This is a genomic window from Actinoplanes sp. NPDC049598, assembly GCF_040675435.1.
Taxonomy (GTDB): Bacteria; Actinomycetota; Actinomycetes; order Mycobacteriales; family Micromonosporaceae; genus Actinoplanes.
Genome location: NZ_JBFAOX010000037.1, coordinates 69,367 through 82,455, shown reverse-complemented (window position 1 = coordinate 82,455; position 13,089 = coordinate 69,367). Strand labels below are relative to the sequence as shown.

The following is a 13,089-nucleotide window of genomic DNA, read 5'->3' as shown; positions in this document are numbered from 1 at the left end:
TGGGGATGGGGTGAGCACTCGAGGCATAAAACGCTCCCCAGTCAGCCCGAGTGGTCACCCCATCCCCACAACCGTCCCCCGAGTAAGAAAGCCCAGCCCACGGCAGTGACAAGACCACCGACCGCAACGACCGCCATTCCGGCGCGGGCCTCCACAGTGGCGGCACGTGCGGGGCGGGTGCCGGACGTCGGACCGGCGGGTGCCGGACGTCGGACCGGCGGGCGTCGGGCCGTCGGATACAGCTCGCGAGGGTTTGGGTAGTGGGCTGAGCGGCCTGCATAGGGTCGGAGTCGGGGGAGGACCGGCGGCGGGCGGGTCAGGCCGGGGTGGTCAGCGGGGTGTGCCGGCAGTGGCCGGGATGGGATTCGAAGAGCAGGCACGGCGTACCGTCCGGGCAGGGTGGGAGGGGGTTGATCTCGGAGGCGGTCAAGGACCACTGGACCCACCAGCCGGTGTCCTCCGTGTGCTGGGCCAGGCCGGCGTGGGGGCCCGGGTGGGGGTGCTCCAGCTCGCAGTGCAACACGCGGTCGGGGTCGGTGGCCGGGGCCGGTAGGCGGCTCAGCCAGCCGACCTGGGCGTGGTCGAGCTCTATGCGGGCGGGGCAGCGGCTCGCGTCCGCGGCGGCCAGCGGGGTCACGTAGTTGCCGGCGCCTTTGCGGGAGGCGATCAGGCCCTCGGAGCGCAGCACCCGCAACGCGCTCTGGATGGTGGCGCGGGCGACCTGGTGCTCGGCGGCGAGGACGTGCTCGGAGGGCAGCTTTCCGCCCACCGGCAGGTGGCCGGTGACGATCTCGTGGCGGATCTCGGCGGCGATCTGCTGATACGGCGCGAGGAGGGCGACGGTCGGCATCTTTGGATGCTGCGTGGCTGGTCAGGTGCAGACAAGTACGCAGTCGCGTTCTGTCTGCGTGAATCGGACAGGCGTCCGGTCAGCGGTGGCGATCTATCCGCTTCGTGCTCCCACGACGTGGGAAGCGGTGGGATGGTGGCCGCGCTCTCACGGGTGAGCTGGTGGCAGCGGCGTTTCCGGGCTCGGGACCACGGGTACCGGCATCCGAAGATCGGTGGGAGGTTGGGGCTCAATGCGGACGCTGGGCGGGCGATATCAGCTCGTGCGACGGATCGGCGTCGGCGGGATGTCGGAGGTCTGGCGCGGGCACGATCAGGTGCTGGACCGGCCGGTGGCGGTGAAGATCATGGCGCCGGCGGTGCATGGCACGCTCGGGCAGGTCGGGGTGGAGCTGGTGCGCACCGAGGCCCGGTCGGCGGCGCGGCTCGCGCACCCCAACGTGGCCGGGGTGCACGACTTCGGGACTTCGCCCGTGGTGGGGGAGGAGCGCGACGTCCCGTACATCATCATGGAGCTCGTCGAGGGGCAGACGCTGGGCGCGCACATCGCGGCCGGGCCGATCGACTGGCGGATCGGGGTGCGGATCTGCGCCGAGGTGGCGGCGGCCCTGGCGGCGGCGCACGCCGAGAAGGTGGTGCACCGCGATATCAAGCCGGGCAATGTCATGTTGACGCCGGCCGGGGCCAAGGTCCTCGATTTCGGGATCGCGGCGGCGGTGGGGGCGCACGATCCGGATCCGGACGGGCCGGTCATGGGGACGCCGGCGTATGTGGCGCCGGAGCGCTTCGAGGGGTGCCCGGCCACGCCGGCGTCGGACATGTTCGCGCTCGGGGCGCTGCTTTATCTGTGCATCGCGGGGCATTTGCCGTGGCGGGCGGAGAGCCCGACCGAGTTGGTGCACGCGCAGCGTTATCTCGACCCGGATCCGCTGCCGGAGACGGACGGGCTGCCGCCGGAGGTGGTGGACCTGTGTTCGCGCTGCCTGAATCGTGATCCTGCTGAGCGCCCGACCGCTTTGGTGGCGGCGTTGCTGCTGGCCGAGGCGGTGGATGCCCGGGTCTACGTACCTCTCCAGGATCTTGACACTTCGCAGGCGCGACCGAGGGTCTCGCCGTGGGACGCCAGGGCCGCGGAGGCCCCGACGTCCGTGGCGGTGCCGGCCGAGGAGGACCCGCCCGTGGTGCCCCAGCAGGCGGGCAAGCACCGCGCCGACTGACTGACTAGCCGCTGCGGGGGACGACCACGATGGGTAGGTGGGCGCGGCGGATCAGGCGGGTGGAGACCCCTCCCAGCAGGACGCGGCGGGCCGGGCCGTAGCCGCGGGAGCCGCAGAAAAGCACGTCGACCTCGGTCAGGGAGGCCAGCTTCTCGACCACGTCGCCCGATTCGATGCGCCAGTCGACGCGTACGTCCGGAGTTGATTCGGCGGCGCGGGACAGTGACACCTCGTACGTCTCGCGGGCGGTGTCGAGGAAGGCGCGTTCCGCGTCGTCGCCGATGAGGAACGGCAGGGACGCGTCGGCCTCGGCCACCACCGTGTAGAGGCGCAGTTCGGCGCCGGTGCCGCGGGCGAGACGGGCGCCCTCCTCCAGGGCGCGCCGGCCGTCGGGGGTGTCCACGTAGGCCACGCCGACACGGCCGAGTTTTCCCAGCGGGCCGGTCAGCCCGGCGGGGGCGACGGCGACCGGGCAGACGGTTCCGGCCAGCAGGCGGTCGGCCGTGCTGCCGCCGGAGCCGACCACGAGCAGCGACGCCGCCTCCTGTTCGGCCAGGTCGTGCAGGCCGTGGGCGGCCGACGAGGACGCGACGAGGCGGTAGTCGACCTCGGCCGTCGTGCCTTCCAGGGCGGCGCGGGCGCTGTCCAGGACGCGATTGGCCGCGCGGTGCCGGTCGGCGACCCATTCCGCGTCCACGCGGCCCGAGCCGAGGGCGGCCGGGGCCGGGTGCACGACAGCGACGATCAGTTGTACGCCGAGAGTCTGGGCCGCCCAACTGGCCAGGGTCAAAGCGCCGGCCGGGCCGCCGTCGTAGCCGGTGACGACCGGGCCGGTCATGACTGCTCACCCGGCTCGTCGTGGTCGCGGGCCCAGCCGGGGGTGGAGGCCGGCTCGGTGCGCAGCCGGGAGTTGCGGTAGCCGTACAGCCAGTAGATGACGATGCCGATGGCGAGCCAGACGACGAACCGGATCCACGTGTCCAGGGGCAGGTCGCTCATCAGGTAGACGGCGAAGGCGACGCCGAGCAGCGGCAGCACCGGCGACCACGGCACCCGGTAGGGGCGCGGCATCTCGGGACGGGTCCGGCGGAGGATGATCACACCGATGTTGACCAGCACGAAGGCGAACAGCGTGCCGATGTTGACCAGCTTGACGATCTCGCTCAGCGGCACCAGCGCGGCCAGGATCGCGATCAGCACGCCGAGGATGATGGTCAGCCGGGCCGGGGTGCCGTACCGCTGGTTGACCTGGGCCAGGCGCTGCGGCAGCAGGCCGTCGCGGCACATGGCGAAGAAGATGCGCGTCTGGCCGTACATGATGACCAGGACCACGCTGGTGATGGCGACGACCGCGCCCAGCGCGAGCACGGCGGCGGCCCAGCTGATGCCGGCGCCCTGGTCGAGGGCGGCGGCCAGCGGCGCGTCGCTCTCCTTCATCTGGTCGGGGGAGGCGATGCCGAGCGCGCCGACCGCGGTCAGCACGTAGAAGAACGTGCAGATCAGCAGCGAGCCGATGATGGCCAGGGGCAGGTCACGTTCGGGCTTGCGGGCCTCCTCGCTGCCGGTGGAGACGGCGTCGAAGCCGATGTACGCGAAGAAGATGACCGCGGCCGCGGCTGTCACCCCGTCCACGCCCTCGGGGGCGAACGGCTGGAAGTTGCCGGTGCCGAAGTTGGCGAAGGCCACGACGATGAAGAACAGCAGCACGGTGAGCTTGATGACGACCATCACGAGGTTGACCCGGGCGCTCTCGGTGACCCCGCGGACCAGCAGGAACGTGATGGCCAGGACGACGAACACGGCCGGCAGGTTGAAGACGCCGCCGTCCTCGGGGGACTTGGCGATGGCGTCCGGCAGGGCCACGCCGAACGCCGAGTCGAGGAACGCGTTGAGGTTGCCGCCCCAGCCGACGGCGATGGCCGCGACTGACACGCCGTACTCCAGGATGAGGTCCCAGCCGATGATCCAGGCGACCAGCTCGCCCAGGGTGGCGTAGGTGTAGGTGTACGCGCTGCCGGCGACCGGGATCGACGAGGCCAGCTCCGCGTACGACAGCGCCGAGAACGTGCAGGCCACCGCGGCCAGCACGAAGGACAGGATGACCGCGGGCCCGGCGATGCCCGCTCCCTCCCCGATGACGACGAAGATGCCGGTGCCGATGATGGCGCCGACGCCCATCGCGGTCAGCTGGGTGGCGCCGACCGCCTTCTTGAGTCCGTGGCCTTCCTCGGCCGTTTCGGTGATCAGGGAGCGTACGTCCCTGATCGCGAAGATGCCCGGCCGTCCTGATGTGGTGGCCATACCGCGTTCACCTCCGGTTATTGCTGTCCGCCGATGTAACGATGTGCCCACGGCCTGTTACGCGCAACTCCAGGACCGCACCGGGTGTCCGCTGTGGTTCCGGAAACACGCGGCAGCCTGCGAGGGTCCGTTCCGCCGGGGTACGGTGTGGCCACGGAGAAGAGGGAGTTTTCTGCCATGGGCGAGGCGGTCATGACGACGCGGCGGCAGGCCGACGGCGCGATCGTCGTCGACGTCCGTGGCGTCCTCGACGCCGCCACCGTGGGGGCCCTGCGCGACATCCTGCTCGGCACGCTCCAGCGCGAGCGGCCGGTCACCCTGGTCGTCGACCTGACCTTCGTCACCTTCATGGATTCGCAGGGCATCGGCACCCTCGTCACCGGCCACAACGCGGCCCGCGAGGTCGGCACCCGGTTCATCCTGCGCAACCCGAGCGAGTTCGTGCACCGCCAGTTGCGGGTCACCGGCCTGACCGACATGTTCGGTCTGCCGCCCTCTCCGTCGTCGACGCAGACCTATACGCCCTGAGGCGCTAGTGTGCGTTCATGGAACGCCCGGCCGGCCGTGAACCCGACTGGTTGAGCCTGCCCCCGGCCGCCGGCCGCTGGAGCGAGCTCGGGGTCGACGGCGCCCGGGTCTGGACGCCGGCCCAGGCCACCGATCGCGTGCTGGTCGCCCATGACGGTCCCGATTACGACAAGCACGCCGGGCTGGGGCGCTACGTGGCCGCCTCGATCACCGCGGGCCGGATTCCGCCGTACCGCCTCGTTCTGCTGCCGGCCGTGGATCGCCTCGAGACGTACGCGGCCTCACCCGCGTACGCCCGGCACCTGAGCCAGGAGATCCTGCCGCGAGTGGCCGGGGGGCTGGTCGTCGGGATGGGGGCCAGCCTGGGCGCGCTGGCCATGCTGCACTGTCAGCGGAGGCATCCTGCATCGTTCGCCGCGCTGTTCCTGCAGTCCGGCAGCTTCTTCCAGCCGCGCTTCGACAAGCAGGAGTCGGGCTTCGCGCGCTGGCTGCGGATCGTCCGGTTCACCGGGCGGGTGCTGCGCGCCTCGGGCGGGCCACCGGTGCCGGTGCCGGTGACGATGACCTGCGGGCGCCACGAGGAGAACCTGGCCAACAACCGGAGCATGGCGGACGCTCTGCGATCGCAGGATTACCCGGTCGTGTTCGCGGAAAACGAAGGTGGTCATGACTGGCCCGCGTGGCGGGACGCGCTGGATCCACACCTCACCTCACTGCTGAACGGGCTAGAGAGGAGCCGCAGTGGCTGACGTCGAGCACACCATCGGACTGTTGCTGGGAACCGAGGACGACTGGCCGCGAGCGTACGAGGCGCTGCTGCGGCGCATCGGCACGATCTCCGGGCCGGACGGCAAGACGCACCGGGTCAACACGACGCGGGTCACCATCGAGCCGTTCAACCTGCGGTACCAGCCGCGGCACGAGCTGGTGATCGACCGGCTCGCGTACTGGTACTACCACCCGCGCGAGTGGCTCAAGAAGATCGCGCTGATGGACGACGTCTACCTGCTGAACAGCCCGTTCACCTTCCAGTCGATGGAGAAGCACGCCGCCTACTGCGCGATGATGCGGCTCGGGCTCAAGGTGCCCGAGACGGTGCTCGTTCCCTACAAGAACCCCTTGGACAACAGCCGGTACGCCTACACGGCCGCCCGCTACAATCAGCCGTTCGACCTCGACCAGACGGCCGCGCAGGTCGGCTACCCGATGTACATGAAGCCGTACGACGGGGGCGCCTGGGTCGGCGTCTCCAAGATCCGCAACCCGGACGAGCTGCACGCCGCCTACGACGCGTCCGGCGAACGGCTCATGCACCTGCAGGCCTCCGTGGAGGGGTACGACGTCTTCGCCCGCTCGCTGAGCATCGGGCCCGAGACGATGGTGATGAAGTTCCGGCCCGAGCAGCCGATGCACTCGCGCTACGAGGTCGACCACAGCTTCCTCAGCGCCGACGTGGGCGACGAGGTGGTCACCATCTCCCGGCTGGTCAACGCGTTCTTCCGCTGGGAGTTCAACTCCTGCGAGTCGCTGGTCCGCGGCGGCGACGTGCATCCGATCGACTACGCCAACGCCTGCCCCGACGTGGCCATCACCTCGCTGCACTACTACTTCCCGTGGGCCATGGCCGCGCTCGCCCGCTGGACCGTGTACTGCGTCGTCACCGGGCGGCGGCCGCGCCTCGACACCGACACCTCGGCCTATTTCGCGATCTCAGACGACAAGAGCCTGTCGTACGCGGAGAAGCTGGCCGGTTATCGGCGCCTGGCCGACGACTACTTCGAGGTGGATCGCTACCGGGACTTCTGCGCGACCTATCTGGGGCACGTCGACGAGATCGTGCACGACTGGGTCTCGTCCGAGGAGTTCCGGTCGCTGCTGCGGGAGACCGTCCGGGCCACGTACCCGGTGCACGAGCACGAGAGGTTCCTCGCGCACTTCGGGGGCCTGATCGACGCCTGGACGCGCGATCATGTCGTACCCCCGGCCTAGTCTTTGACCCGTGCAGATCCGGATCGAGGGAAGCGACCTGCCCGGCGCTGGTGCCGGGTCTTCCGCGCTGCGCCTCGCCAACGTGCACGTGGGGATGCAACGGAAGAAAGACGCCGTGCTGCTCGTCCCGGCCTGGGCGCCGTCGGCCACGTGGGAGATCTCGGTGGACGTGCGTGAGGTGGACGGGCTGCTCGACGTCGGCGGGCCATGGGTCCACGGCCGGCCGGGGGCGCGCTTCTTGTATCTGACGTGGGGGAATCTGTCCGACTCGTTCGAGATGTTCCGGCGGGCCAAGCTGATGTTCGGTGACGTGCCGACGGCGGTGCTGCGCTCGGCCTACGAGGGTGGCGGCGTGCTGGTCGGGTCGCTCGGGCTGACCGACGCGCACGGTGATCCGGTGTGTGCCCGGGTGCGGCCGTCCTGGAGCGTCGAATGACCGCCGTCGTCCAGGCTTCGGTGCGGGTGCTGCACGGCTTCGTCGGGCGGGACGGGTCGCTGGCGCTGTGGGGGGAGTCGTCCGACCGGAGCGCGTTCGCCCTGCCCGCCTCGTCGCTGCCGCCGGGTGACGCGCGGCCGCCGGCGACGCTGATCCTGCCGTCGACCAGCGCCGGGCCGCTGCCGTCGCCGCAACTCGGGCTGCCGCCGCGCCGGGGCACGCCCAAGCTGCGGGCGTGGGAGGTGCCGGCGGTCACCGTGCCGTTCCTCGACGAGGACGTGGCCGACGCCTGGGACGGGCGGCTCGGGGCATCGGTGCGGTGGATGGTCGAGCTGTGCTCGTTCGCGGCCGACCTCGTGCGGCGCGGGCGGGTGCTGCCGGCGGTCCAGCCGCACGGGCCGATCGCGCGGTGGCGGCCGGTGCTGACCGGTTTCGACGCCCTGCACCACGCCGATCTGCTGCGCCGGCTGCCGGCGGCGGCCCGGGCCGAGCGCGCCCGCCCGGGGGACGTGGCCGGGCTGCCGGCCGAGGACGCGCTGGCGGCGGCGCTCAACCGGCTCGTCGACGGGCTGGTGCGGACGCGCCTGGCCGAGGCCGGGGTGCGCATCGGCGACGGGTGGCTGACCGCGCTGACCGACGAGCCGCGCTTCGTGGCCGCGCCGGCGCTCGCCGACGACCTGGCCGACAAGCTCGACGCCTGGTTCGCGGGGGCGGTCTCCGGGGCGGCTGTGCGGCTCTGCTTCCGGCTCAGCCACCTCTCGCTCGAGGGTGAGCAACCGGACGCGGTCAACCCGGCCGGCGTGCCGCCCCGCGACGGCTGGCAGCTGGAGTTCCTGCTGCAGGCCGTGGACGAGCCGAGCGCGCTGGTCACGGCGGCCGACATCTGGCGGGACAGCTACGCCCCGCTGCGCCGCTGGACCCGGCATCCGCAGGAGCGGCTGCTCGGCGGGCTGGGGCGGGCGGCCCGGCTCTACCCCGACCTGGAGGCGGCGCTGCGGGTGCCGCGGCCGGTCGACATGGTGCTCGACACCGAGGAGGCGCACCGGTTCCTGAGCCACGCGGCCACGCTGGAGGAGGCGGAGTACGGCGTGCTGCTGCCGGCCTGGTGGAAGCAGCGGCCGGGGCTCGGGCTCGGGCTCAACCTGCGGCCACGGGCCGAGGTGCCGGCGGTGCTGCGCGACCAGGCGGCCGACCTCGGGCACATGGTCGACTACGACTGGGGGCTGGCCCTCGGCGGCGAGATGCTCACCGAGGCCGAGCTGACCGACCTGGCCCAGGCCAAGGTGCCGCTGGTGCGGTTGCGGGGGCGGTGGGTCTACCTCGACGCCGAACGGCTCGACGCCGGGCTGCGCTTCCTGGCCCGGGGCGGCGGCACGATGACGGCCGGGAACGCCCTGCGCATGATCAAGCTGTTGCCGCCGGAGGAGCTGCCGCTGCCGGTCACGGCGTCGGGCGGGTCAGGATGGATGGCCGATCTGCTGTCGGGGGATCTTGAGCAGCGGCTCGAGCTGCTTCCGCCGCCGCCGTCTCTTCGGGCGGAGCTGCGGCCGTACCAGGCTCGCGGGTTCTCCTGGCTGGCGTTCCTGGACGGGCTCGGGTTGGGAGCGTGCCTCGCCGACGACATGGGGCTGGGGAAGACCGTTCAGTTACTGGCGCTGCTGCTGCACAAGCGGTCGGGGCCGGCGTTGCTGATCTGCCCCCTCTCCGTGCTCGGCAACTGGCAGCGGGAGATCGAGCGGTTCGCGCCGTCGCTGCGGGTGCATGTGCTGCACGGTTCCTCGCGTCTGGTGGCGACCGATGTCGACGTCGTTCTGACCACCTATGCCACTGCCGTGCGGGACGCCGATCAGCTGGCCGCCGTGTCGTGGGACCGGGTGGTGCTCGACGAGGCGCAGAACGTCAAGAACAGCGCGGGCTCGGCGGCCAAGGCGGTCCGCCGCTTCCCGGCCCGGGTGCGGATCGCCCTGACCGGCACCCCGGTGGAGAACAGGCTGGCCGAGCTCTGGTCGATCCTCGACTTCGTCAACCCCGGCGTGCTCGCCTCGGCCCACACGTTCCGGGCCCGCTTCGCGGTGCCGATCGAGCGGTACGCCGACGAGGAGGCGGCCGCCCGTCTGCGCCAGGCGACCCGGCCCTATCTGCTGCGGCGGGTCAAATCCGATCCGGTCATCGGGGACGAGCTGCCCGACAAGCGCCACGTACGGCACCTGTGCGGGCTGACCGGCGAGCAGAGCACCCTCTACAAGGCGATCCTCGAGGAGATGACGAACCGGCTTGACGAGTCGACCGACCGCTGGAACAAGGGCATCGTGCTGGCCGGTATGACCAAGCTGAAACAGGCCTGCGTCCATCCGGCCCTGCTGCTGGGCGACAACTCGCCACTGCCGGGACGCTCGGGCAAGCTCGAACGGCTCGAGGAGATCATCGATCAAGCCCTGGCCCAGGGGGAGAGCCTGCTGTGCTTCACGCAGTTCGCCCGCTTCGGGGCGATGCTCACGCCGCATCTGGCCGCCCGCTTCGGGGTGCCGGTCCGCTACCTGCACGGCGGCACGCCCCGGGCGGCCCGCGACGAGATGGTGGCGTCCTTCCAGGAGGACACCCGGCCCGGGGTGTTCGTGCTGTCGCTCAAGGCGGGCGGCACCGGCCTCAACCTGACCGCGGCCAACCATGTCGTGCACGTCGACCGCTGGTGGAACCCGGCCACCGAGGAGCAGGCGACCGACCGCGCCTTCCGGATCGGCCAGACCCGCGACGTGCGGGTGCACACGCTGGTCTGCCTGGGCACCCTCGAGGAACGCATCGACCGCCTCCTGGCCGACAAGGGCGTCCTCGCCAACCGCGTCATCGGCAACGGCGAGGGCTGGCTGACCTCCTTGTCCACCACCGAACTGCACGACCTGCTGACACTCGCCCCGGAGGCCATCAGTGACTGACGAGCGGTTGTCGCTGGAGTTCTTGGGGACGTTCGAGTCGTTGCGGATGGGGCCGACGTTCGCGCGGGGGCGGCGCGACGAGCGGGCCGGGCATGTGCGGAGCCTGACCATCTCGGGGAGTCTCGTGGTGGCACTGGTGCGGGGGCCGGAGGATCCGAGGGCGTTCCGGTCGCGGATCGCGTTGCGGGCGTTCGGGGCGGCGGAGTGGGCGCGGGTCGAGGAAGACCTGGTGCGCGAGGCGCGGTTCGCGGCTGATCTGCTCGCGGGGCGGATGCCGCCGGGTATCGGCGGGGTGTTCCAGAAGGCGGGGCTCACGCTCGTGCCGCTGTCGCTCGACGAGGTGGCGATGGACTGCACCTGCGAGCGGTGGCCCATGCCCTGCGTACATCTGGCCGCAACGACCTATGCCCTCGCCCGTAGCTTCGAGGAAGACCCGTTCGGGGTCTTCACCTGGCGCGGCCGTAGCCGGGACGAGCTCCTGCTGCGTCTGCGTGAGCTGCGCAGCGCCCGGGCCGTCACGGGCGATCCGGCCGCCGCGGCCGAGGACCGGCGTGTCGCGGATACCCCTTCCGTGGCACCGGATCTGGGCGAGGGGCTCGGCGATCCGGCGGACTTCTGGGGCGACGCGCTTCCTCCGGCGGCGGCACCCGCCGGCGGTCGTCCTGGGGCTGTGACCAGGCCGGATGCGCTGCTTGACCAGCTCGACCCGCCGGCTCTGGCGCACAATGGGCGCCCGATTGTCGACCTGCTGCGCCCGGCGTACCTGGCCCTGCCGGAAAGTCCGTTTTAACTCAATAGTGGTAACACGTTCCGAAATCAGCCCGTTACTGTCCGCGAACATGATCTCCTTCTTCTCGACACAGCGTTTTGTCAAGAGAAGGTGTGAGATGAACCGAATCACCCGCATGATCATGGTTTCCGGTCTGGGTATCGCTGCCGCCGCCACGCTGGGCGCCGGCCCGGCCATGGCCGCCAGCGGCACCAGCTCGAGCACCGCCTCCCAGGCGACGACCAACCAGGCCAAGCACTGGGACGACGATGACGAGCGCGTCGTCGGTTACTACCGCGACTACCGCCGGTGCGTCATCGCCGGCCGGATCGGCGAGCGCTTCGACCGTTGGGACGACTTCGAGTGCGAGCGCGTTGGCGGCGGGTTCCACCGTCGCTACGTCCTCGTCGTCGAGGACGACAACGACTTCTGGAACGACGGCTGGTACAACTGGGACCGCGACGACTTCAACGACCGTGGCCCGAGCTACTACCACCGCTACCACCGTTACAAGAAGTTCTGAAAGTAGCGAGTAGCACCACCTCGAGCCACGACCCTGCGGGGTCGTGGCTCGAGCCCTTTCCGGGGGAACCACCGAACCGGCCGGAAGGCCGGTGAGGAGCCTTAGTGGCAGCCAGCCGGTCGCTGGAAGCGGTGCCCCCGTGATGGCGTACTACCAGGGCATTGGCTCGTAGTCCTTGAGGAAGCAGCCGTAGAGGTCCTCGCCCAGCTCGCCTCGGACGATGGGGTCGTAGACGCGGGCGGCGCCGTCGACGAGGTCCAGGGGGGCGTGGAAGCCCTCCTCGTGCAGGCGCATCTTGGTCGGGTGGGGGCGTTCGTCGGTGATCCAGCCGGTGTCGACGCTGGTCATGAGGATGTTGTCGGCGAACATGTCGACGGCGCTGGTTCGGGTGAGCATGTTGAGGGCGGCCTTGGCCATGTTGGTGTGGGGGTGGCCGGCGCCCTTGTAGCCGCGGCTGAAGACGCCCTCCATGGCGGAGACGTTGACGACGTAGCGGCGCGGGTGCGGGGACTGGGTCATCGCCTTGCGCAGACGGCTGACCAGGATGAACGGGGCCGTCACGTTGCAGAGCTGGACCTCGAGCAGTTCCAGGGCGTCGACCTCGTGGACGCGGTCGCTCCAGCTGTTGGTCGACGTCGTGTCGGGGACCAGGCCGCCGGCGTCGATGGTGGTGGAGCGGGCGACCAGGGCCAGCTCGGTGACCTGCTGCGGGGTGAGCTGCCCGCTGGTGAGCACGGCGGCCGGGGAGGTGCCGACGCTGCCGAGATATTGCAGCTCGGGCAGGTCGCCGCTGGGCAGGGGCCCCTTCTCGGCGGCCGAGATGGCGGAGTAGGAGCCGGGCGTACGGCGGACGGTCTGCGCGGCGTTGTTGATCAGGATGTCGAGCGGGCCGCGGGCCGCCACCGAGTCGGCCAGGGCCACGACCTGGGCCGGGTCGCGCAGGTCGAGGCCGACGACGTGCAGGCGCTTGAGCCAGTCGGCGCTGTCCGGCATGGCCTTGAAGCGGCGGACGGCGTCGTGCGGGAAACGGGTGGTGACCGTCAGGTCGGCGCCGTCGCGCAGCAGGCGCAGCGCGATGTACATGCCGATCTTGGCGCGGCCGCCGGTGAGCAGGGCGCGCCGGCCGGTGAGATCGGTGCGGGCGTCGCGGCGCTCGTGGTTCTTCTCGGCGCAGGACGGGCAGAGCTGGTGGTAGAACGCGTCGACCTGGGTGAACCGCTGCTTGCAGATGTAGCAGCCGCGGGCCTGGCGCAGCACGCCGGCGATGGCGGCCTTGGTGGTGCTCTTGAGCGGGATGCCGGCCGTCTCGTCGTCGATGCGGCCGGGAGCGCCGGTGGCGGTGGCCTCGGTGACGGAGCGGTCGTTCTCGAGGATGGCGTCGCGGCGGTCGCGGCGGCGCTGCAGCTTGGCCGTCTTGTAGAGGCCGGCGGTGGCGCGGCGCACGGCCACCGCGTCCGGGTGCTCCACCGGGAGGGACTCGACCTCGGCGAGCACGGCGAGGCAGAGCGCCAGGCGCTCGGGGTCGACCCTTTTGTCGGTCATAC

Annotated in this window: 12 protein-coding genes; 8 read left to right on the top strand and 4 right to left on the bottom strand. The window is 71.1% G+C overall.

Translation table 11 applies throughout. The features are described from left to right. Nucleotides 1-316: 316 nt before the first annotated feature. Nucleotides 317-850 carry a winged helix-turn-helix domain-containing protein gene (locus AB0J66_RS45555; protein ID WP_364674505.1) on the bottom strand — a complete coding sequence of 178 codons (534 nt, stop codon included), beginning with the start codon at nt 848-850 and terminating at the stop codon, nt 317-319. Between the two features lie 232 nt (nt 851-1,082). Here AB0J66_RS45555 and AB0J66_RS45550 point away from each other — a divergent pair, with 232 nt between their 5' ends. Continuing rightward, nucleotides 1,083-2,066, top strand: a complete 984-nt coding sequence (locus AB0J66_RS45550; RefSeq protein ID WP_364674502.1) for a serine/threonine-protein kinase — start codon at nt 1,083-1,085, stop codon at nt 2,064-2,066. Nucleotides 2,067-2,070: 4 nt separating this feature from the next. On the opposite strand, the gene AB0J66_RS45545 is transcribed toward AB0J66_RS45550, so the two are convergent. Together AB0J66_RS45545 and AB0J66_RS45540 are read right to left on the bottom strand one after the other, a co-directional pair. Further along, nucleotides 2,071-2,904 carry a universal stress protein gene (locus AB0J66_RS45545; RefSeq protein WP_364674499.1) on the bottom strand — a complete coding sequence of 278 codons (834 nt, stop codon included), beginning with the start codon at nt 2,902-2,904 and terminating at the stop codon, nt 2,071-2,073. Continuing rightward, nucleotides 2,901-4,367, bottom strand: a complete 1,467-nt coding sequence (locus AB0J66_RS45540; RefSeq protein ID WP_364674497.1) for an amino acid permease — start codon at nt 4,365-4,367, stop codon at nt 2,901-2,903. The genes AB0J66_RS45545 and AB0J66_RS45540 overlap by 4 nt, the downstream gene beginning before the upstream one ends. A gap of 177 nt (nt 4,368-4,544) precedes the next feature. Here AB0J66_RS45540 and AB0J66_RS45535 point away from each other — a divergent pair, with 177 nt between their 5' ends. The 7 genes from AB0J66_RS45535 to AB0J66_RS45505 all read left to right on the top strand — a co-directional run bounded on the left by AB0J66_RS45535 (nt 4,545) and on the right by AB0J66_RS45505 (nt 11,545). After that, on the top strand, nt 4,545-4,895 hold the full coding sequence (locus AB0J66_RS45535; protein WP_364674494.1) for an STAS domain-containing protein: 351 nt from the start codon (nt 4,545-4,547) through the stop codon (nt 4,893-4,895). A gap of 17 nt (nt 4,896-4,912) precedes the next feature. Beyond that, the gene (locus AB0J66_RS45530) at nt 4,913-5,644 is read left to right on the top strand and encodes an alpha/beta hydrolase-fold protein (RefSeq protein WP_364674492.1); all 732 of its coding nucleotides are present in this window, start codon (nt 4,913-4,915) and stop codon (nt 5,642-5,644) included. After that, the gene (locus AB0J66_RS45525; RefSeq protein ID WP_364674489.1) at nt 5,637-6,884 is read left to right on the top strand and encodes a hypothetical protein; all 1,248 of its coding nucleotides are present in this window, start codon (nt 5,637-5,639) and stop codon (nt 6,882-6,884) included. The genes AB0J66_RS45530 and AB0J66_RS45525 overlap by 8 nt, the downstream gene beginning before the upstream one ends. Before the next feature lie 10 nt (nt 6,885-6,894). Beyond that, nucleotides 6,895-7,320, top strand: a complete 426-nt coding sequence (locus AB0J66_RS45520; protein WP_364674487.1) for a DUF5990 family protein — start codon at nt 6,895-6,897, stop codon at nt 7,318-7,320. Further along, nucleotides 7,317-10,253 (top strand): DEAD/DEAH box helicase, encoded by a 2,937-nt coding sequence (locus AB0J66_RS45515; protein ID WP_364674485.1) that lies wholly within the window; start codon nt 7,317-7,319, stop codon nt 10,251-10,253. Before AB0J66_RS45520 ends, AB0J66_RS45515 begins: the two co-directional genes overlap by 4 nt. Beyond that, a complete protein-coding gene (locus AB0J66_RS45510) occupies nt 10,246-11,043 on the top strand; it encodes a hypothetical protein (RefSeq protein WP_364674482.1) in 798 nt (265 codons plus the stop codon). The genes AB0J66_RS45515 and AB0J66_RS45510 overlap by 8 nt, the downstream gene beginning before the upstream one ends. 97 nt (nt 11,044-11,140) lie before the next feature. Next, entirely contained in the window at nt 11,141-11,545 is a 405-nt protein-coding gene (locus tag AB0J66_RS45505) for a hypothetical protein (RefSeq protein WP_364674480.1), read from the top strand. A 150-nt stretch (nt 11,546-11,695) separates the two neighbouring features. Here the strand turns inward: AB0J66_RS45505 and AB0J66_RS45500 are convergent, their stop codons facing one another. Further along, the gene (locus tag AB0J66_RS45500) at nt 11,696-13,087 is read right to left on the bottom strand and encodes an SDR family NAD(P)-dependent oxidoreductase (RefSeq protein ID WP_364674477.1); all 1,392 of its coding nucleotides are present in this window, start codon (nt 13,085-13,087) and stop codon (nt 11,696-11,698) included. Nucleotides 13,088-13,089: the final 2 nt, after the last annotated feature.